This is a genomic window from Neisseria sp. HMSC056A03, from assembly GCF_001815685.1.
Taxonomy (GTDB): Bacteria; Pseudomonadota; Gammaproteobacteria; order Burkholderiales; family Neisseriaceae; genus Neisseria; species Neisseria subflava.
This window is the reverse complement of the sequence record NZ_KV821588.1, coordinates 75,015-93,826: the sequence shown is the minus strand read 5'-3', so window position 1 is coordinate 93,826 and position 18,812 is coordinate 75,015. Positions and strand designations below refer to the sequence as shown.

Annotated in this window: 22 protein-coding genes and 1 tRNA gene; 7 read left to right on the top strand and 16 right to left on the bottom strand. The window is 48.8% G+C overall.

Annotated elements, in window-relative coordinates; all coding sequences use genetic code 11:
• The 14 genes from HMPREF3052_RS02160 to HMPREF3052_RS02095 all read right to left on the bottom strand — a co-directional run.
• Positions 1 to 428: IgG-binding virulence factor TspB family protein (locus tag HMPREF3052_RS02160; protein ID WP_283126937.1), on the bottom strand; the 428-nt coding region annotated here is incomplete at its 3' end.
• Entirely contained in the window at positions 421 to 729 is a 309-nt protein-coding gene (locus HMPREF3052_RS02155; protein WP_070748209.1) for a hypothetical protein, read from the bottom strand. The genes HMPREF3052_RS02160 and HMPREF3052_RS02155, both read right to left, overlap by 8 nt.
• Positions 730 to 840: 111 nt before the next feature.
• Entirely contained in the window at positions 841 to 1,152 is a 312-nt protein-coding gene (locus HMPREF3052_RS02150) for a hypothetical protein (RefSeq protein WP_070748207.1), read from the bottom strand.
• Between the two features lie 15 nt (positions 1,153 to 1,167).
• Complete coding sequence (locus HMPREF3052_RS02145; protein WP_070748205.1) at positions 1,168 to 1,410, bottom strand: hypothetical protein; 243 nt, start codon at positions 1,408 to 1,410, stop codon at positions 1,168 to 1,170.
• Between the two features lie 170 nt (positions 1,411 to 1,580).
• The gene (locus tag HMPREF3052_RS02140) at positions 1,581 to 1,778 is read right to left on the bottom strand and encodes a hypothetical protein (protein WP_002215770.1); all 198 of its coding nucleotides are present in this window, start codon (positions 1,776 to 1,778) and stop codon (positions 1,581 to 1,583) included.
• Between the two features lie 4 nt (positions 1,779 to 1,782).
• Complete coding sequence (locus HMPREF3052_RS02135; RefSeq protein WP_070748203.1) at positions 1,783 to 2,073, bottom strand: hypothetical protein; 291 nt, start codon at positions 2,071 to 2,073, stop codon at positions 1,783 to 1,785.
• A gap of 45 nt (positions 2,074 to 2,118) precedes the next feature.
• Positions 2,119 to 3,462, bottom strand: a complete 1,344-nt coding sequence (locus HMPREF3052_RS02130; protein ID WP_283126936.1) for a replication initiation factor domain-containing protein — start codon at positions 3,460 to 3,462, stop codon at positions 2,119 to 2,121.
• A gap of 122 nt (positions 3,463 to 3,584) precedes the next feature.
• Positions 3,585 to 3,755, bottom strand: coding sequence for a rubredoxin (locus HMPREF3052_RS02125; RefSeq protein WP_070748201.1), 171 nt, complete (start codon positions 3,753 to 3,755; stop codon positions 3,585 to 3,587).
• Positions 3,756 to 3,839: 84 nt separating this feature from the next.
• Complete coding sequence (locus HMPREF3052_RS02120; protein WP_070748199.1) at positions 3,840 to 4,931, bottom strand: acyl-CoA dehydrogenase family protein; 1,092 nt, start codon at positions 4,929 to 4,931, stop codon at positions 3,840 to 3,842.
• A gap of 125 nt (positions 4,932 to 5,056) precedes the next feature.
• A complete protein-coding gene (locus HMPREF3052_RS02115) occupies positions 5,057 to 5,605 on the bottom strand; it encodes a carboxymuconolactone decarboxylase family protein (protein WP_003685141.1) in 549 nt (182 codons plus the stop codon).
• 148 nt (positions 5,606 to 5,753) lie between these two features.
• On the bottom strand, positions 5,754 to 6,176 hold the full coding sequence (locus tag HMPREF3052_RS02110; protein WP_070748198.1) for a YidB family protein: 423 nt from the start codon (positions 6,174 to 6,176) through the stop codon (positions 5,754 to 5,756).
• Positions 6,177 to 6,339: 163 nt separating this feature from the next.
• Positions 6,340 to 6,795, bottom strand: a complete 456-nt coding sequence (gene ruvX / locus HMPREF3052_RS02105; protein ID WP_070748196.1) for a Holliday junction resolvase RuvX — start codon at positions 6,793 to 6,795, stop codon at positions 6,340 to 6,342.
• Positions 6,788 to 7,336, bottom strand: coding sequence for a YqgE/AlgH family protein (locus HMPREF3052_RS02100; protein ID WP_049328631.1), 549 nt, complete (start codon positions 7,334 to 7,336; stop codon positions 6,788 to 6,790). The genes ruvX and HMPREF3052_RS02100 overlap by 8 nt, the downstream gene beginning before the upstream one ends.
• Before the next feature lie 27 nt (positions 7,337 to 7,363).
• Positions 7,364 to 7,909 carry a CreA family protein gene (locus HMPREF3052_RS02095; protein ID WP_070748194.1) on the bottom strand — a complete coding sequence of 182 codons (546 nt, stop codon included), beginning with the start codon at positions 7,907 to 7,909 and terminating at the stop codon, positions 7,364 to 7,366.
• 174 nt (positions 7,910 to 8,083) lie between these two features.
• Between HMPREF3052_RS02095 and HMPREF3052_RS02090 the strand changes: the two genes are divergently transcribed.
• The 4 genes from HMPREF3052_RS02090 to HMPREF3052_RS02075 all read left to right on the top strand — a co-directional run bounded on the left by HMPREF3052_RS02090 (position 8,084) and on the right by HMPREF3052_RS02075 (position 14,117).
• Complete coding sequence (locus HMPREF3052_RS02090; RefSeq protein ID WP_070748192.1) at positions 8,084 to 10,000, top strand: murein hydrolase activator EnvC family protein; 1,917 nt, start codon at positions 8,084 to 8,086, stop codon at positions 9,998 to 10,000.
• 215 nt (positions 10,001 to 10,215) lie between these two features.
• Positions 10,216 to 11,688 carry a S41 family peptidase gene (locus tag HMPREF3052_RS02085; RefSeq protein ID WP_004520081.1) on the top strand — a complete coding sequence of 491 codons (1,473 nt, stop codon included), beginning with the start codon at positions 10,216 to 10,218 and terminating at the stop codon, positions 11,686 to 11,688.
• A 95-nt stretch (positions 11,689 to 11,783) separates the two neighbouring features.
• Positions 11,784 to 13,160 (top strand): DNA repair protein RadA, encoded by a 1,377-nt coding sequence (gene radA / locus HMPREF3052_RS02080; protein ID WP_070748190.1) that lies wholly within the window; start codon positions 11,784 to 11,786, stop codon positions 13,158 to 13,160.
• 150 nt (positions 13,161 to 13,310) lie between these two features.
• Positions 13,311 to 14,117, top strand: a complete 807-nt coding sequence (locus tag HMPREF3052_RS02075; RefSeq protein WP_049336457.1) for a DUF4198 domain-containing protein — start codon at positions 13,311 to 13,313, stop codon at positions 14,115 to 14,117.
• 55 nt (positions 14,118 to 14,172) lie between these two features.
• Here HMPREF3052_RS02075 and HMPREF3052_RS02070 read toward each other — a convergent pair whose 3' ends face one another.
• Positions 14,173 to 14,733, bottom strand: coding sequence for a pseudouridine synthase (locus HMPREF3052_RS02070; RefSeq protein ID WP_049328637.1), 561 nt, complete (start codon positions 14,731 to 14,733; stop codon positions 14,173 to 14,175).
• 80 nt (positions 14,734 to 14,813) lie between these two features.
• Positions 14,814 to 14,906: transfer RNA gene (locus HMPREF3052_RS02065), tRNA-Ser, on the bottom strand.
• A 199-nt stretch (positions 14,907 to 15,105) separates the two neighbouring features.
• Between HMPREF3052_RS02065 and HMPREF3052_RS02055 the strand changes: the two genes are divergently transcribed.
• From HMPREF3052_RS02055 to HMPREF3052_RS02045, 3 genes are all read left to right on the top strand, one after another.
• Positions 15,106 to 15,618 carry a hypothetical protein gene (locus tag HMPREF3052_RS02055; RefSeq protein ID WP_224783511.1) on the top strand — a complete coding sequence of 171 codons (513 nt, stop codon included), beginning with the start codon at positions 15,106 to 15,108 and terminating at the stop codon, positions 15,616 to 15,618.
• 52 nt (positions 15,619 to 15,670) lie between these two features.
• A complete protein-coding gene (locus HMPREF3052_RS02050) occupies positions 15,671 to 16,288 on the top strand; it encodes a 4'-phosphopantetheinyl transferase family protein (RefSeq protein ID WP_070748188.1) in 618 nt (205 codons plus the stop codon).
• Positions 16,289 to 16,381: 93 nt separating this feature from the next.
• Positions 16,382 to 18,700: an MMPL family transporter gene (locus HMPREF3052_RS02045; protein WP_070748185.1), complete on the top strand. Its 2,319-nt coding sequence runs from the start codon at positions 16,382 to 16,384 to the stop codon at positions 18,698 to 18,700.
• Positions 18,701 to 18,812 lie beyond the last annotated feature (112 nt).

Sequence of the window (18,812 nt, the reverse complement as noted above, 5' to 3'; positions counted from 1 at the left end):
AAGAATTCTTCGTTAACTTCATTCCATTTATAGCCTTGACTTTCGAGATCTCCTTTGACGGCTTCATATGCCTCATAGGCCAGCAATGCGCCACCTACATAAAGATTGGCGCGTGAAGCTACAAGTTTTGCGCCTTGTCTTACTAAAGCAAATGACCCACTTAAAACAGTTTTCCTTGATACAGATGCTTCAACAGTTGCACTTACAGTCTGTTTTGACAAATAACCTTCATATCTAGCCTTCATTGCCTCGGTTTGAAATTTCCTATACGAATTATCAGATACAGATCGCGCCCACGGTTTTTTATCCCAATGTTCAGTATGTTGTTTAGAATAAGTAATATTCTTTGATTTATTCACATTAATTTCGCCAGCAGTAACAAAGCCAGAAGTAAATAAAACTAATAACGGAATGATAAATTTATTCATTTTTAACTTTTATTTTCTCTATTTTCTTATTCTCTATGGATTCATTTAAATCGGACATAAACTTAACCATATCAGGATCTTTAGGACTTGGTTTTTTTGGAGTTGTATCCATTAAATAAAAGTCATCATTATCAGAAAATTTAATATTAGATTTAGATTTTTTTTGAATAAAACTTAATAAATTTATAACTAGATACAATACTAAAATTGAATATCTAATTTCATTGTGAATAAAAATAATATTTAAAAAATGAAATGTATAGAGAATAAAAATAACAAGATTAAAAATTCTAATAAACATAATGCTAACTTTCGTAATGGTTGCTGAAAGTTAGATTATACCCTTTTTGAATATCAAAAAAATATCAGCAATGCCAAACAGACAGCTCCGAATCCGTATAAAAACCAAAAATCAATCATCTCCACCCCCTTGATTCTCCGAAACCGATTCAATCAGCCGTTTTATCATCCTAATACCGAATACAAGCACCAATAAGACGATGAACGGCGCGCCGACCAATACGCCAAATTGTATTTGTTCGGCTATATCGCATTGCGGAAAACTCAAATTGATTTTCTGCTCGTTTAAATACCAGTCTTTGCCGTTTTTGTAAGGGCGGACGACTTTGCCATCCGCCGTTACAGTAGGTAAGACTTGAGACAACACATAATCATGCGCTTCTTCGTTCGATAAAAAGCATTGCAATCCAACGCGATATCCCATGTCCTACCCTTTCAGTTATTTGGCCGTTTTAACCATGCTAAAGGCCATGCGGAAGCCTTGCATCAACACAATAACCGACAAAACAGCAGCACCAATTGCAGACACCATCACGGCAAATTTTGCAATTTCTGCGGCAGCAGTAGTACCAATACCGGACAGATCGACGCCTTCGGCAGCAGCCAAAGCGGAAGTGGTTGTCAGGGCTGTTGCAGCAATAACTTTATTGCCATATTTTTTTGCTACGTTAACGAGTTTCATAGCGTTTTCCTTTCAATAAGGGTTAATAAAAAAGTTATGCAGGTGTTTTGAGACTTACCGCAAGTCTTTTAACCGTACAGGAACCAAACCGATACAGATAAAACCAAGAGAAAAAAAACTAAACCGACCAAACTTAATTTAAACGAGAGGGGCACTTTCTGTTTCATTTTTCAGTCTTTCAAAAATCCGAATACGACAAATTCATATTGATTACCGATTTCTTCCAAGCCTGCATTAATCGCTTCTTCGAAGTCATAAAAATAATCGGCATTGGTGATTAATTTTGTATGTCCGATATCGCCCGTTTCAGGGGATAGATACAGAAAGTCCCCTGTTGATACGGACTGAACAACATAGACTTTCTGCATTCAATCAGCCTTTCTTAACGGGTTGAAAACCGATGACTTTCAGTTTTTGGGTTTTGCCCGTAGTAACGATTTCTACGTGGAGGTTTGCTTCGATCGGGAATTGGGCGTTTCGGAACTGATCGAAATTGGCAGAACCGCCGAAATCGTATTCAGTGGTAGAGCTGCCCAATGCGTTGCCTTGAGAGCTGTCTAAGGGCGTGGCGACAATCAGTCGGCAATAGTCAAAGTTCTTGCCTTCGATTTGTCCATTGAATTTTTTAACGCCAACGATGTGGCCTTGAAGTTGGATGTTCATTTTTTGGTTTCCTTATGTGATTAAACGTCTTTGCGGGCAGACGCTTTAAGCCCATGAAATCGGTAGTCTTGCGAATTTGTCGTAAATGAAGTTGTTGTAGCTTTCTTCATTGGTGACGTATTTTTGCTGTTCAAGCTGTTTTTCCAAACGCTCGTAATATTCGTACATTTCGTAAGGATCTTTGTACGATTTGAAAGCGGCTTGCTCATGAATGAATTTAGCTTTCAAAAAGGCGCAGTCGTATGCTTCGGGAGCTAAAGACTTGGGCAACTTGTGATGATCAGGCTCAATCAATTCAAACAGTTTTTCTTTGTCCAATTCGGGAAAAATGAATTTCAGACCGTTGGCCGCACGTCCGAACTGTTTCTTAACCCATTCAAGATAACGGTCGGCCGAAATTACTTTGTCTTCTTTAATTGCATGTATTCGCGTTGCCTTTTGGGCGAAGCGTTCGCAAATCGGATATGCACCGCCGAAATATTCGCCCGGGTTCTGCAAAACTTCAAAAGGGATAACGATGTCTTTTGCTTTAAATTCAATTTCAAAGCGAGTCCATTTACTTGTTTTATCGCCCAACTGCTTGCCTTTCTCATAAACTCGGACATATTTGGATGATTCACGGGAGCCGATACCGTAGGTCTTGCCTTTTGTCATTTTGGCTTCGTCGTCCTCTTCCCAGTCGGAGCCCAAACATTCGCCTTTAGGTTTTACGTGATGGCAGGTAAACAGACCTTTATTGCGGTCTTCACGGGCTTGGTTCGGGCTGTATTCGCCGTTGAAAAAGTCTTTGGCTACGTCAACGCGTGTTATTTTTGGGCGGATTGCATTGGTCAGGAATGAGAAAAGTCGGGATTCCCAGCCTTGTTTTGCGACGCCGCAACCGGTGCCGGTAAGCTCGAAAAGAATAGTATTTTGTTGGCCACCAAAATGAACGCGACCATACAGGGCATCTTCTGAACCCATCAACCAGCAACGCTCATAAAAACGACCGCCTGATCCTTTGGATTCTTTGTAGATACCGAAACCGAAAACTTCTTCGGCGAGCATGGATGCGGCGCGGATAAAATCTTCGTCTTCTAACAGACTTACACGGACGCCGTATTTGTCAAAAAAGGTTTTTTCGTGGAATGAAAAGCTTATTTGGTCGATAAAGGCAGAATCGGATACACCGCGACGGAGCGGAACACCTAACAGATTGCCTTTGCCGTCCAAGATATAGGTTTCGTAACATTCAAAGGATTCTTGGAATGCTCCGGCGTCTTCGATTTCTGTACCCCCCCTGTTAGACGAGGGGGGAGAATAAGAAGCGACACCGTCCGTTTCGCCGTCCGCTAGCGCGGCCGCCAAACCGTCCGTTGCCGCTTCTCTCTCTAAAATCTCTTTCTTCATGGTGTATCCCTTAAATAAAAACCCTTTGCAAATAATACTTTTACGTTTGTAAAGGTAATATTTACAAAGGGCAATATATAAGGCCGTCTGAAATTTCAGACGGCCTTTTTAAATCAACCAAGTTATATCACGAAATCCAACAGATAAAAATCTTCTTTGCCTACGCCGCATTCAGGGCATTTCCAGTCGTCGGGGATGTCTTCGAACTTGGTACCTGCCGGCAGGCCGTGTTCGGGGTCGCCGACATCTTCATCGTAAATCCAGCCGCAAGGGCCGCACATATATTGAGCCATTTTGTGTTCCTTCTATTTTAAAAGGCCGTCTGAAACCGTGTTTTCAGACGGCCTTTCGTGTGTTTTATTATCGATATTTTGAATTTATCGCGCTGCTTCCAAAGCGGCGATTTCTTTACGCAGGTGTTTGATGGCCGGTGTTACGATGGCGACGAACATGGCCTCGCGGACGCGGCGTTGCGCCGGACTGCGCATCAGATAACCTTTCGCGCCTGCATGCAATGCGGCAGATTGAGTGGCGTTCAGAGCCAACACAGCAGCGGCTTCACGCAGTTTTAAGGTTGCCAGCGTGTCAGGTTTGTTGTTCCACGCATCATCTGCAAGGCGTTCAGTTTCCGCCCATGCGCCGTCCAACGCGGCTTTCAAATCATCGTAGCTGTGGTCGAGGTAAGCGTTCACTTCCGCATTCACCACGTTGGCCATACGGATAATGCCGAGCGCACCGTCAATCACACCGGCGCCGATACCTATTTGCAGCAAGATGAAACCGGCTTTAATGGTCGGAATATAAGACTGGAATTGCTCAGGCGCAGCAATCACATCTTCATCGGGAATAAACACGTCTTTAAAATTCAGGCTGTAAGTGCGCGTGCCTTCCAAACCGCAAAACTCAGGGCAATCTTGCAGGGTCACGCCTTCCCATTGGCCGCCGGTGATAAACATCACATAGCTGTCGCCGACTTGGGCGGTATTCGCCCAAATATGGTCTTCGCCGATATTGGATACCCAAGGCAAAGCACCGTTGACTTTGTAACCGCCCTCGACGCGCTCGGCTTGCAGGTTGTGTTTTTCAATGCCGGCAAGGTGTTTGACGGTATTGGACATGCCCGTACCGGCCAAAACTTTACCCTGCAGAATATCGGCAAAGTATTTGTCTTTAACCGCTTGGTTGGGCGATTGGTGCAGATACCATGCGCAGGCCGCCTGACACCATGCACTGAACGAAGTCGCGCCGCATTCTTTACCGATTTCGCGCAATACGGCGATTTGTGTTGCCAAACCCAAACCGTTACCACCTTCTTCAACCGTACCGGTCGCGGCAAAACCACCGATTTTACCCAATTCCAGCATAAATTCTTTCGGATACAGGCCTTTGCGGTCGATGTCGTCCACCAATGGTTTCAGCTTGCTTTTAACGAGTGCGGCAACATTGTTCAATAAAGCTTCGCGTGTCATGATTTTTTCCTCTGAATAAGGTTTGAAGCGTAGATGGTTCTACTCATGAATTATTCTTGGCAACAAGGATATTCCTTGCTTTTTGCTAAAAGGCCGTCTGAATTTTCAGACGGCCTTTGATGAGATTAGGCAAATGCCTGCAATTCAGGGTTGATTTCAGTTTTGGCAAGGTTGTTGACGTAGTTGCACAAGGTTGCCAAAGCAACGCCCATGACGACTTCAACGGCTTGCTGTTGGTTGTAGCCGGCATCGAAGAAAGCTTTCAGCTCGTCGTCGGATACTGCGCCTTTTTTCGCCATAACGGCTTGGGTGAATGTCGCCAAAGCACCCAGTTTGGCATCGTCAAACTCGCCTGCAGCCAATGCGCGTGCGGCTTTGATGGATTGTTCGGACAGCAGTTTTTTCAGGGTAGCCAGTTTGGTGTGGCCGGCAACGCAGAAACCGCATTCGTTGGTACGGGCGGCAATGATTTGGACAACTTCAACTTCGCCGTCAGTCAGGCTGTTGGCCGCATTCAGCTTGCCAACTTCTTGATAAAACGCCAAAGCTTCAGGCGCATTGGCCAAAACGCCGATCAGGTTAGGAATAAAGCCGTTGTTTTTCAATACGGCTTCAATGCGTGGTTTAGCAGCTTCAGGAGCGGTTTCGACTGTGTGTATGGTTAAACGTGACATCTTTATGACCTTTTTTGTAATAAAACGAAGTGGGCATGATAAGCTATCCGCCTCCATCAGAAAAAGACTTATTGGTTATTTACCGCGAACCAAAAGTTATAAGGCCGTCTGAACGGATTCAGACGGCCTTATCAAATGATTCAACTCATTATTTCATAAAGTTTTTCAGCAGCATAGAAGCGATGTCGTCCAAGCCGAAGCCATCCGCATCTTGAGCCGTGCCGTTAGGCGTCGCTTTATCAACCAAGTCTGGCAATACTTTTGCCAACAAATCGCCTGCTTGACCGGCATCCACGCCGAATTTTTGCGCGATTTGGTTTACCGTATCGCTGCCCAAAGCATTTTGCAGGTCGCTACCGGACACAGGCAGGTTGCTGGATTGGTTGGAAACCCAGCTGCTCAGGGTATCGCCCAAACCGCCTTGTTGCAGTTGGTTGATCAGGTTGCCCACGCCGCCTTGTTGTTTCACCAAATCCATCGCCATATCGGTCAGAGAACCTTGTGCGCCGTTTTCGCTGTTGCCACCCAACATTTGAGTAGCCGCATTCAAAAGATTCTCCATGAGTGCCATGACTTTTTCCTTGTATTTGTGTCTAAAAAAGAAAATGGAGTGTAGCAAAATTTGCACTGAAAAAAATCAGGCTTAACCAAACTAAACTTCTTTTATCCCAAAGCCGTAATAAAACCAAGGCCGTCTGAAATCAAGTTTCAGACGGCCTTTATAATGAATAATGCTATTCTTCGCGGCCATTGAAATACTCGGCCGCCCCACCTTCAAAAAACCCTTGCAAAATCGCCTGCGCCGCTACTTGGTCAAGTACGGATTTTTGTTTTCGGCCAAATACTTGGGCTTCAGCAAGCAAGCTTTCCGCGTATAGGGAAGACATCCTTTCGTCCACCCAATAAACCGGCAAGTTAAAACGTCCCTGCAAACGGCGGCCAAACTTGCGGCTCAAACGGGTCAGCTCATGCTCCGTCCCGTCGGTATGCGTCGGCAGGCCGACCACAAAATACTTGGGTTGCCATTCTTTGACCAGCTTGGCAATGGCCTCGAATTTTTCATCATTGCTGTTGCCGGTTACCGTCGCCAGCGGATGGGTCATGCCCAACTCGGCATCCCCCTGCGCTACGCCGATACGCGCCTCGCCGAAGTCAAAGGCCAAAACTGTACCTTTTGGTGCATCAGGCATGGCCGACTCCTGAAATCAAAGCATTCGGATTAACGCCCAATTTTTCAAAAGCAGCGGCATAACGGAGTTCGTAAGGCACATCAAACAGAATATGCTCGTCCGCAGGGACGGTCAGCCAAACATTTTCTGCCAGCTCGCGTTCCAACTGCCCTTTACCCCATTTTGAATAACCAATGCTGATCAAAGCCTTATCAACCGCACCTTCTTTAGACAGGTTTTCAATCACATCGCGCGAAGAAGTCAGCGCGACGTTATCGGTTACCACCATGCTGTTTTGCCAGCGGCCGATCGGCGTATGCACGACATAGCCGCGCTCAATCTGAACCGGCCCGCCCATCATCACGTTTTCATGTTGCAGGCGCAACGGGATATTGCGATCTGCGGCGGCGAAAATCATGTCCATGGTAATCGGCGAAGGCTTGTTGATGATGATGCCCAGCGCACCTTCTTCATCGTGTTCGCACACATAAATAACCGTATCCGTAAAAAACGGATCGTCCATATGAGGTATGGCAATCAGGAAATGGTTGGCTAAATTCATATTCTTTTAATCTATAAGCTGATTTTATTATTTTTGTCCGTCGGCAACCGGCGCGTCCACCACGCACGCACCGTAAACCGCACCGCCTGCCGGTACCGGCGTATCGGTTTTCGCATGGGCAAAACACGATACCGCGCTCAAAGAGTTTTTCGGTGAGCCTTGAACGATTTTATCGCTGTACACCAAATAAGCGAAAGATTTACGTTTCGGGTCGTAATAGCGGATAATCTGCTGGCTCTTAAATGCTATGCTGGCGCTGCGTTTGAACACTTGCCGCGGTTTCAAAACCGCAGACTCGTTATAACGGATGACTTCCGCACTTTGTACACATGAAACCGATGCGTCGCTGGCATCTTCTTCCAGATTGACCGTTTCTTTCAAACCGCCTTTTTTCGCGTACGAAATATAACAGGCAACCCCCTGCACATCAGGATCGTCAAAACCTTCCACTTCAATACGGTCGTTTTTACCCAGCATATGAAACACCGTACTGGCGCGTCCGATTTTATCGGTATTGTCACCGCAAGCCGCCAAAACCATGGCGCCCAACACTACTAATAAATATTTTTTCATAATATCCTGTCGATGCAGACTGTCAGTTTCCAGGCAGACTTAAATCCCATCCGCCTACTCTATCGTTACTATATAAGACCGTTCGTCCATATTGCAACCCGATATTATTTTCAGACGGCCTGACAGACAGTATAATCCGTCCTATTGTTCCTACTTTGATAGCAAGATCGAACCATGCGTTACAAACCCCTCATTCTCGCCCTGTTGCTCAGTTTCTCCCTGCCAACCTATGCTGCCAAAGACGCGCCGAAAGAAAAAGCGGCCACCGTCAAAAAGGCTGCGCCCGTGAAAAAAGAGAAAGAAGCCGCCAAGGCAGATGTCAAAAAAGAAACCTCAAAAAAACAAGCGGTAAAAGAAAAAGAGGAAGACAAAAAAGCGGTTAAAGCCAAAGCCTCCAAAGAGAAGGAAACCGCCGACAAAAACGAACGCGCTTCAGCCAAAAACAAAACGGCTAAAACCGCCGAAGTAGCTGCCGACAATAAAAAGGCCAGCCGCAAAACCGAAGAGCCTAAAGAAACGGCAAAAGACAAAAAAGCCGCAGCCGCAAAATCCGGCAATGCCAAAGAACAAGACAAGAAACCTGTTGAAGATAAAAAAGACAGCAAAGCCAAAGAACCCGTAAAAAAAGCAGACACGAAGGAAACCAAAGCTAAAGAGCCTGCTAAAAAAGCGGCCGAGGATAAAAAAGACGGCAAAAAAACCAAAGAGCCCGTAAAAAAAGCAGCCGAAGACAAAAAGGCCGACGCTAAAGAAGCCAAAGAGCCTGCTAAAAAAGCTGTTGAAGACAAAAAAGACGCTAAAAAAGACACAAAAGCCAAAGAGCAAAACAAAAAAACCGAGCCTAAAGTTGAGCCTAAAGCTGCTTCTTCAGCTGACAACGATTTCAAAGCAGCCGTAACTGCCGCCGCCAACGATATGGAAACCAAAAAATCCTTTGCCAAACGCAACGAGGGTTTCATTATCCATGTCAATGCCACGCTCAAACAACTGCAACAAACACGCAACAACCTCTCCGGCATCAACCGCAAACAACGCGACGCATGGGAAAAATTCCAAAAGCTCAATGCCGATGCCAACCAGTTGAAAGCCGAAGTTTCCAACACGCGCGCCCAAATTTCGCGCTTTGTGTCCGGCAACTATAAAAACAGCCAGCCCAACGCGGTCGCCCTCTTCCTGAAAAACGCCGATGCCGGTCAAAAGACCCGCTTCCTGCGTTACACGCGTTATATCAACAACGCCAACGACCAAGTCATGAGAGACTTGGAAAAACAACAGAAAGAGCTGGCAGCGCAAGAGCAAAAAATCAACAATGAATTGGCTTACCTGAAAAAACTGCAAGCCAATATCCAAGCTTCTTTGCGTCAACAAGGTGTAACCAATACCGCCGAACAAGCTGAAAGCCGCCGTCAAAACGCGCAAATGGCCAAAGAAGCGCAAAAGAAAATCAACCACAGAGAAAACGAGCAACGCCTCAACAATCTCTTGAAAGATTTGGAAAAACGCAAAGCCGAGCAACGCAAAGCCGAGGCTGAAGCGCGTAAAAAAGCCGCCGAAGCCCGCTTGGCCGCTGCCGAAAAAGCCCGCAAAGAGCAGGCTGCCGCCCAACAAAAAGCCGAAGCCGAACGCGCCGCCATGTCCACGCTGACTGACGAAGACATGAAACTGCAAGCCCCGAACACCCAAGGCTTTACCGTCAGCAACGCCAACAGCTTCAGCCGTATGCAAGGCCGTCTGAAAAAACCGGTCAACGGCACACTGGCAGGCCTGTTCGGTCAAGACCGTGGCGATGGTGAAGTTTGGAAAGGCGTGTTCTACAATACCGTTCCTGCTCCGGTCAGCAGCATTGCTTCCGGTACAGTCACTTTTGCCGGCGAACTTGAAGGCTACGGCAAAGTAGTCGTCCTCGACCACGGCGACGGCTATGTCAGCATTTACTCCGGCCTGAACGAAATCGACACCGCCCAAAACTACGCCGTCAATGCCGGCAGCAAGATTGGCACCAGCGGCACTTTGCCGTCGGGCGAAACCGGCCTTTACCTTGAAGTCCGCTACAACGGACAAGTCATGAATCCGCTTTCCTGGATTAACTGATGTTTCAGACGGCCTGAGTGGGCTTTCCCCTTCAGGCCGCCTGAATTTTCATCATAAACTACAATAAAACACGATTTTCACGCCTGTTCAGCACATTAAACAACAAACTTTTACCTTAAACTTATTGTTCCAAGCGTTTAAATCACATAAAGTCAACGGGTTCAGAGAAAACAAAAACCACTTTGCTTACCGTACACAAAAAGAAAGTCAAACGAATGTCAACAAAATCCACTTTGAAAAAAGTTGCAATCTACACTCTCGGCGCATTTAGCGGCATCGCCCTCAGTCTGAGTGTACAAAGTTTTGCCGCCGAAAAAGACAAAAAAGACAACGAGGCCCTGCCTGTGCAAACCATCCGCACCATGGCAGAAGTGTACGGCCAAATCAAAGCCAATTATTACCAAGACAAACCCGACGCCGAGCTCTTTGAAGGCGCAATGAAAGGCATGGTGTCCGATCTCGATCCGCATTCCGAGTATATGGACAAAAAAGGCTATGCCGAAATGAAAGAATCCACCAGCGGCGAATTCGGCGGCTTGGGCATGGAAATCGGACAAGAAGACGGCTTCGTCAAAGTTGTTGCCCCGATTGAAGACACTCCGGCAGAACGCGCCGGTGTGAAAAGTGGCGACTTCATCGTCAAAATCGACAATACCTCTACACGCGGCCTGACCGTCAGCGAAGCCGTCAAAAAAATGCGCGGCAAACCGGGTACCAAAATCACCCTGACCCTTTCACGCAAAAATGCCGACAAACCCATCGTCGTCAACCTGACCCGCGCCATCATCAAAGTCAAAAGCGTGCGCCATCACCTGCTTGAAAAAGACTACGGCTACATCCGCGTCTCCCAATTCCAAGAGCGCACCGTTGCCGCGCTCAACGAAGCCGCACAGGCCCTTGTCAAAGAAAACAAAGGCCCGCTCAAAGGCATCATCCTCGACTTACGCGATGACCCGGGCGGCCTGCTCAACGGTGCAGTCGGCGTATCCGCAGCCTTCCTGCAACCTGACGTAACCGTTGTCAGCACCAAAGGCCGCAACAAAAAAGAAGGCATGGTTCTCAAAGCAACTGCCGAAGACTACATCACCACCAGCGGCAAAGACCCGTTGGCCGGATTGCCTGCCGAGCTGAAAACCATTCCAATGACCGTCCTGATTAACGCAGGCTCGGCCTCTGCTTCCGAAATCGTTGCCGGCGCATTGCAAGACCACAAGCGCGCCGTCGTCGTCGGCACACAAAGTTTCGGCAAAGGCTCAGTGCAAACCCTGATTCCGCTTTCCGGCGGCAGCGCAGTCAAACTGACCACTGCCCTTTACTACACGCCAAACGACCGCTCGATTCAAGCGCAAGGCATTGTTCCTGACGTTGAAGTCAAAGACAAAGACCGCGCTTTTGAAAGCCGCGAAGCCGATTTGGTCGGCCATATCGGCAATCCGTTGGGCGGCCAAGACGTCAACAGCAGTACTGAAACGCCTGCCAACGCCGAAACCAAAGCCGATAAAGATAAGTCCAAAAAAGATAAAGACGAAGACATCTCCAGCCGCCGCATTCCAAATCCGGCCAAAGACGATCAGCTCCGTAAAGCCTTGGACTTGGTGAAAAATCCAGCCGAATGGCAAAAATCTTTGGGCTTGGCAGCGAAAAAACCTGCACCGAAAAAAGATGCAGATAAAGACAGCAAAAAATAAACCTGTTATTTCTCAATAAAAAAGGTCGTCTGAAAACGATATGATTGTTTTCAGACGACCTTTTCACACATCAAATATTCCACAGGGAAAACATCATGGCAAAAGCCCCCAAAACCATCTACCAATGTACCGAATGCGGCGGCACTTCCCCGAAATGGCAAGGCAAATGCCCGCATTGCGGCGAGTGGAACACGCTTCAGGAAAGCCTTGCCGCGCCCGAACCGAAAAACGCCCGCTTCCAATCTTGGGCGGCGGATACCTCGACCGTCCAATCCCTCTCCGCCGTTACCGCTACCGAAGTGCCGCGCAATCCGACCGGCATGGGCGAACTCGACCGCGTATTGGGCGGTGGCCTGGTTGATGGCGCGGTCATCCTGCTCGGCGGCGACCCCGGCATTGGCAAATCCACGCTGCTGTTGCAAACCATCGCCAAAATGGCGCAAAGCCGCAAAGTGCTGTACGTTTCCGGCGAAGAATCCGCCCAACAAGTCGCCCTGCGCGCGCAACGTTTGGAACTGCCGACCGAAGGCGTGAACCTGCTTGCCGAAATCCGCATGGAAGCGATTCAGACGGCCTTGAAACAGCATCAGCCCGAAGTCGTCGTCATCGACTCCATCCAAACCATGTATTCCGACCAAATCACCTCCGCCCCAGGTTCCGTGTCGCAGGTACGCGAATGCGCCGCCCAACTGACGCGCATGGCGAAACAAATGGGCATCGCCATGATACTGGTCGGACACGTTACCAAAGATGGCGCGATTGCCGGCCCGCGCGTACTGGAACACATGGTCGATACCGTGCTGTATTTCGAGGGCGACCAACATTCCAACTACCGCATGATACGCGCCATCAAAAACCGCTTCGGCGCGGCAAACGAATTGGGCGTATTCGCCATGACTGAAAACGGTTTGAAGGGCGTGTCCAACCCGTCCGCCATCTTCCTTGCCAGCTACCGCGACGACACGCCCGGTTCGTGCGTTTTGGTCACGCAGGAAGGCAGCCGCCCGCTTCTGGTCGAAATTCAGGCATTGGTCGATGACGCACACGGCTTTACCCCCAAACGCCTCACCGTCGGCCTCGAACAAAACCGCCTCGCCATGCTGCTCGCCGTCCTCAACCGACACGGCGGCATCGCCTGTTTCGACCAAGACGTGTTCCTCAACGCCGTCGGCGGCGTCAAAATCGGCGAGCCCGCCGCCGACCTCGCCGTCATCCTCGCCATGCTCTCCAGCTTCCGTAACCGCCCGCTGCCCGAAAAAATGGTCGCATTCGGCGAAATCGGCTTGAGCGGCGAAGTCCGCCCCGTCGCGCGCGGACAAGAGCGGCTCAAAGAAGCGGAAAAACTCGGCTTCAAACGTGCCATCGTCCCCAAAGCCAATATGCCGCGCAATGCCAAAGAGTTTCCAAACCTGAAAATCTACGGCGTCAGCAGTTTGCAGGAGGCGATTGACGTTTGTCGTGACGGGGATTAAACCGTTTCTATAATCCGCCTCAAAAAACAATCATCTAAAAGGCCGTCTGAAAGTTTTCAGACGGCCTCTCTTTAAATTTAAATAATTTTGTTATATTATAACGAACGCTTTATTCTATCTTTTCTACACATCGAAAATCGGAGAGAAATCTTGAAAAAAACTGCTTTGCTTATCGCATCCGCCTTCCTGTTCAGCACTGCCGCACACGCCCACCGCGTTTGGGTTGAAACCGCCCACACACATGGCGGCGAATACCTTGAAGCCGAATTGGGCTATGGCGAATTCCCGGAGCTTGAGCCCATCGCCAAAGACCGCCTGCACATTTTCAGCAAACCCATGCAACTGGTGACTGAAAAAGGCAAAGAAAACATGATTCAAAAAGGTACATACAATTACCAATACCGCAGCAAATTGCCGGTCAAAGACGGCAGCTACTTGGTAACCGCCGAATACCAACCGACTTTCTGGTCAAAAAACAGCGCGGGCTGGAAGCAGGCAAGCATCAAAGAAATGCCTGATGCAAGCTATTGCGAGCAAACCCGTATGTTCGGTAAAAACATCGTCAATGTCGGTCATGAAAGCGCAGATACCGCCATCATCACCAAGCAAGTCGGCCAACATTTAGAAATCGTACCTTTGGACAACCCTGCCAACGTCCACGTCGGCGAACGCTTCAAAGTCCGCGTCCTCTTCAATGGCGAGCCGCTGCCTAACGCCACCGTTACCGCTACATTTGACGGCTTCGACACCAGCGACCGCAGCAAAACCCATAAAACCGAAGCCCAAGCCTTCTCTGATACCACCGATGACAAAGGCGAAGTCAGCATCATTCCATTACGCCAAGGTTTCTGGAAGGCCAGCGTAGAACACAAAGCCGATTTCCCTGATCAAAGTGTGTGCCAAAAACAGGCAAACTACACCACAATGACCTTCCAAATCGGTCATTCACATCATTGATTTTTCCATAACAAAAGGCCGTCTGAATATTTCAGACGGCCTTTATTCATCCTATTTAAGGACGATGCGGCGCAAACTGCCATTGTCCCAATTCCAAATTCAAATCAAACAGATTCAGACGGCCTATTGCCACACGGACCAAGCGTAAACACGGAAAGCCTGCTTTCGCCGTCATCCTTCGCACTTGACGGTTTTTCCCTTCCAAAATTTTGATTTCCACCCAAAAATCAGGCACAGATTTGCGCACGCGAATCGGCGGCACGCGTGGCCATAAAACATCCGCTTCGCCCTCTTCCAATACCCTGACCTCGGCCGGACGGGTGACAAAATCACCTAAATCTACGCCACGGCGCATCAAATCCAATTTGGCTTCATCAGGAGAACCCTCAACCTGTGCCCAATAAGTTTTAACCTGCTTAAATTTCGGGTCGGCAATCTGCGCCTGCAAACGGCCATTATTGGTCAGCAACAGCAAACCCTCGCTGTCCGTATCCAAACGTCCGGCCGGATAAAATCCCGGTTTCTCGACAAAATCCTTAAGGCACTGATGTTTTTCATGCGCAGAAAACTGGCAAATCACGCCATAAGGCTTGTTTAGAATAATCAAATCGTTCATTTCACACTTTCAGACGGCCTTGGATTTCAAGAAATTCCGGATAATAAAAAAGACACCGTATAAACGGTGTCTTTCATATTTGGCGGAGTAAGAGGGATTCGAACCCTCGATGCAGGTTGACCCCACATGCTTCCTTAGCAGGGAAGTGCCTTCAGCCTCTCAGCCATTACTCCTAAGGAAGACCGCAATATACGCTTTCTCCCTTCCTTCGTCAAGCATTACCGCCTCAAACTTTCTTAACGCCATGAAATCATTTAAATAAAAATATAATATTTTTTTGCATAACCCTATTTTTATACTTCTTTCATATATGTTAAAATGATTCTGCTTTCTGTAAACTTTTTCTACGCCCATTATTACAAAGGAGTTCGTATGTTACGTTTTTCTGCTTTGGTTGCCGTATCCGCCCTGATGCTTGCCGCCTGCTCACAATCCGGCAATTCCCAACCATCTACTTCCTCCTCTCAAACTTCTACTCAAAAAACAACTGCAGCCGGTTCTGCCTGCCGCAGCATGGGTGAAGGCCATAAAGTCAATGGCAAAGGTCAAAACGATATCTATATGTGTAAAGTCGATGTGGCTTTGAACTCTGCCGAAGCCAAATCCGCTTTGGATCCTAGCATCCGCGTTCACTACGGCAGTACGTCCGGCGCGACTTTGACTTCCCGTCAAATCTCCAACTCAGTCGGCAAAACCCCTGATGAAACTTGCCAACGCGCATTCTTAAGCGCGGTTAAACGCTTCCAAAGCACTGCACTTCGTAAAAAAGCCAAATCCGTTCATCTGGTTAGCTACTTTGACAAAGTAACCAAAGGCGGTAACGAGTACGAATGCCACATCGCTACATTCAACAGCCGTGTGGTTTTGAAAGGCAGCTTCCACTAAGCAATGTCAAAAATGCCGGACTTCAATATGAAGTTTGGCATTTTTCTATTTTATGGATACGACACCCCTTCAATGCCTGTTGGCCGATCCGTCTTTTGCCGCCTGCTACGACCATGCGTCTCTAAACGCAGCCGACTCACAACGTTTGGCTACCACGCCTCAACTGGCGCAGCGTCAAGACTGGCAAGTCAGCCGCGCATTAAAACAGCAAACCGATTTAGCGACTGTATCGCTGAGCCACAGCAAAGGCTTTGCCGCTTTATTATGTGCGCCTCAGCCCTTAACAGCCGGTGTCGATATCGAATTTATCCGCCCGCGTGATTTCAAAGCGCTATCGGCTTTGGTCTGCACACAGGAAGAACAAGACTATTTGGAAACGGCAAACTGGCCGTCTGAAACGTTTTACCGATTGTGGTGTTTCAAAGAAGCCTTGATTAAAGCGGCGAATTTGGATTTTCCGTCAGACATGAAATCGGTCGGCTATGTTTTCGATTCAGGGCAACCCGTCGGTTTACGCGCTGGAAAGCAAACCGATTGGTACGGCACAAGCGCGATTTTGGCGGATACGATGGCACTTGCCTGCGTTTGGAAGGGAAAAGCCGTCGCTCTGCAATGGCAGTTTTTCGGTTCGCTCAAGCCCAATGATTTAACCGACCGGCAAACTATCTAACAACTGACAAAATAATAATAATCTGATTTAATTTACTGCACTTTTCCTTATTTCACACACCAACAGCAGCATTTGCAAAAGGCCGTCTGAACGATGAATCTTCGCCTCCTAAACCGCCTCTATACTGCCCTTATCCTGTTTCTTACCCTGTTTTTGGTTTATGCCTTTGCTTCACAAGCGCGTATCCAAACCGATTTGACCGCGTTGTTGCCAAGCGAGCAGCAACCCGATGCCTTACTGACGGCCGCGGATAAAGCCGCAGAAGCGCAGCTTAATTCGCAAGTTATTTTGCTTGCAGGCAGTACCGATGCCGAAACCGCTTTTCAGACGGCCTCACAAATTGCCGACGCATGGCGCAAGAGCGGCGTATTTGAACAAGTCGACAGCAGCATGACGCCGAATTTGGACAAAGTGCGGGCGGATATGCAAAAACTGAGCTTGGCGGTTTTGCCTCAAGACGAAATACGCCAGCTGTTTGAGCAGCCGCAAGCCTATTTTCAAGCGCGTGCAGAAGCCGCGGCCAATCCGTTTGCCGCCCCCTCCCCTTTGTCTTTAGAACAAGACTGGCTGGGCTTCGGACGCTTTGTTGCCGACAAAGCCAATCCGCAAAGCCGCTTGCAGTGGGACATGGACAACGGCATGCTGTTTGCCGAAGACAAAGGCAAAACTTGGGTGTTCTTGCGCGGACGGCTCGCCGGCGGCGATCAATTTTCCGGCAACGATGCCCTCTTGCCGCTGATGACGCAAAGCCGTCAAATCGCTTCGGAAAACGGCGCAGAAACCTTAAGCGCAGGTGGCGCATTGTTCGCCGCCGTATCCAAAGCAGCCGCAGAAAAAGAAAGTCGGCTGATGAGCATGGTCGGGCTTGGGCTGACCTTTGCGCTGCTGTTGTGGGTCTTCCGCAGCGGCCGCGTATTTTTGCTGTCCTTGCCGCTGGCGGCCGGTATGTTGACCGGATTGGCGGTTGCGCTATTAACCTTCGGCGAAGTGCATATCCTGACCATCGTCATCGGCACCAGCCTGGTGGGTATGTTGGTGGATTTCCCGTTGCACTGGCTTGCTCCGTCGGTATTCGGGCCGTCTGAAAAGACCGTTTGGCAGGCTGAATCGGCAATGAAACATGTCTTGCCGAGTTTTGCCGTCAGCCTGACGATTACCGTCTTGGGCTACGCGCTGCTGTGGTTCACTCCTTTGCCTGTATTACGCCAAACTGCGGTATTTTCAGGCTTCGCTTTATTTGGCGCGTTTGGTGCCACCGTTTTATGGCTGCCGCCGCTGTTTCGCCGCTACCGAGCCAAAACCGTGCCTTTTACTGCATTAACCGAAAAGCTCTATTCCTTGTCCGGCCGTCTGAAAAACCGCCTGCACAAACGCGGCTGGTTAATCGTAGGCGGATTTTTGCTGACAGTCGGACTGTGGCGCAGCGACTGGCGTGATGACATCCGTCAATGGGTCAATATGCCGACCGAGATGTTGACCGAAGTACAACAAATCGGCCAGTTGAGCGGCACGGATTTTGGCGGCAAATATTTGGTGGCCGAAGCACAAAGCGAAGATGCCCTATTGAAGAAAACCGCCGAACTCGGCCGCGCCCTGCAGCCCTTAATCGCGCAAGGAAAACTTTCCGGCATCCAATCGCCCGACCAATTCATCCTGCCGACAACGGAACAGCAAAAACTGCAAAACCGCCTGCGCGAATTGACCAAATTGCCTGATAGTTGGAAACCGCTTACCGAAATCGGTATTCCGCGCAAAACCGTGCGCGATGCCCTGCTGCAAGCTGCTGATACGCAACCATTGTCGCTTTCAGACGGCCTAAATACCGATTTGGCAGAAGCTTGGCGTTCCTTGTATTTGGGCGAAGTGGAACCAGGCCGTTTTGCTGCCGTCGTGCGTTTGAACGGCATGACCGATGAAGCTGCCGTACGCGCCGTAGCTCAACACGTCTCCGGCGTACACTGGGCAGACAAGCGCGCCCACTTAAACGAACTTTTCCACCACACGCGCAATCAGGCCGCATGGTTGAAACTGGCTTCCTATGCGTTGGCATGGTTGCTCTTGTGGAAAATGTTCGGTTTCAAACGCGGCAGCAAAATACTTGCCGTGCCGCTGGCCGCGGCCATCTGCACCGTTGCCGTACTCGGTTTGGCAGGCATTCCCGTCAGCCTGTTTGCCATGTTCGGCCTGCTTTTAGTGTCCGCCATCGGCGTGGACTATGCCGTCTATGCCGCCACCGCACACCACAGCGCGCCGGCAAAATTAGGCGGCATGCTGCTTGCCGCCGCGACGACAGCCATTTCCTTTGCCCTGCTCGCCATCAGCAGCACACCCGCTGTTGCCGCGTTCGGCATGACGGTTACCATCGGCGTGGCATTCAATATTTGGCTGGCAGGCACATTGTTGAAAAATTAGACAAAAGATGAAGACGATTGAAATTGAAGCGATATTTTGTTTCAACTTCTATCGCCAAATTGCAAAAGGCCGTCTGAAAAATTTCAGGCGATGGATTAAACATTTTTTTATC

Coding starts and splice junctions, on each gene's coding strand:
- HMPREF3052_RS02155 (WP_070748209.1), bottom strand. CDS start 729: ATGTTTATTAGAATTTTTAATCTTGTTATTTTTATTCTCTATACATTT.
- HMPREF3052_RS02150 (WP_070748207.1), bottom strand. CDS start 1,152: ATGGGATATCGCGTTGGATTGCAATGCTTTTTATCGAACGAAGAAGCG.
- HMPREF3052_RS02145 (WP_070748205.1), bottom strand. CDS start 1,410: ATGAAACTCGTTAACGTAGCAAAAAAATATGGCAATAAAGTTATTGCT.
- HMPREF3052_RS02140 (WP_002215770.1), bottom strand. CDS start 1,778: ATGCAGAAAGTCTATGTTGTTCAGTCCGTATCAACAGGGGACTTTCTG.
- HMPREF3052_RS02135 (WP_070748203.1), bottom strand. CDS start 2,073: ATGAACATCCAACTTCAAGGCCACATCGTTGGCGTTAAAAAATTCAAT.
- HMPREF3052_RS02130 (WP_283126936.1), bottom strand. CDS start 3,462: ATGAAGAAAGAGATTTTAGAGAGAGAAGCGGCAACGGACGGTTTGGCG.
- HMPREF3052_RS02125 (WP_070748201.1), bottom strand. CDS start 3,755: ATGGCTCAATATATGTGCGGCCCTTGCGGCTGGATTTACGATGAAGAT.
- HMPREF3052_RS02120 (WP_070748199.1), bottom strand. CDS start 4,931: ATGACACGCGAAGCTTTATTGAACAATGTTGCCGCACTCGTTAAAAGC.
- HMPREF3052_RS02115 (WP_003685141.1), bottom strand. CDS start 5,605: ATGTCACGTTTAACCATACACACAGTCGAAACCGCTCCTGAAGCTGCT.
- HMPREF3052_RS02110 (WP_070748198.1), bottom strand. CDS start 6,176: ATGGCACTCATGGAGAATCTTTTGAATGCGGCTACTCAAATGTTGGGT.
- ruvX (WP_070748196.1), bottom strand. CDS start 6,795: ATGCCTGATGCACCAAAAGGTACAGTTTTGGCCTTTGACTTCGGCGAG.
- HMPREF3052_RS02100 (WP_049328631.1), bottom strand. CDS start 7,336: ATGAATTTAGCCAACCATTTCCTGATTGCCATACCTCATATGGACGAT.
- HMPREF3052_RS02095 (WP_070748194.1), bottom strand. CDS start 7,909: ATGAAAAAATATTTATTAGTAGTGTTGGGCGCCATGGTTTTGGCGGCT.
- HMPREF3052_RS02090 (WP_070748192.1), top strand. CDS start 8,084: ATGCGTTACAAACCCCTCATTCTCGCCCTGTTGCTCAGTTTCTCCCTG.
- HMPREF3052_RS02085 (WP_004520081.1), top strand. CDS start 10,216: ATGTCAACAAAATCCACTTTGAAAAAAGTTGCAATCTACACTCTCGGC.
- radA (WP_070748190.1), top strand. CDS start 11,784: ATGGCAAAAGCCCCCAAAACCATCTACCAATGTACCGAATGCGGCGGC.
- HMPREF3052_RS02070 (WP_049328637.1), bottom strand. CDS start 14,733: ATGAACGATTTGATTATTCTAAACAAGCCTTATGGCGTGATTTGCCAG.
- HMPREF3052_RS02055 (WP_224783511.1), top strand. CDS start 15,106: ATGTTACGTTTTTCTGCTTTGGTTGCCGTATCCGCCCTGATGCTTGCC.
- HMPREF3052_RS02050 (WP_070748188.1), top strand. CDS start 15,671: ATGGATACGACACCCCTTCAATGCCTGTTGGCCGATCCGTCTTTTGCC.
- HMPREF3052_RS02045 (WP_070748185.1), top strand. CDS start 16,382: ATGAATCTTCGCCTCCTAAACCGCCTCTATACTGCCCTTATCCTGTTT.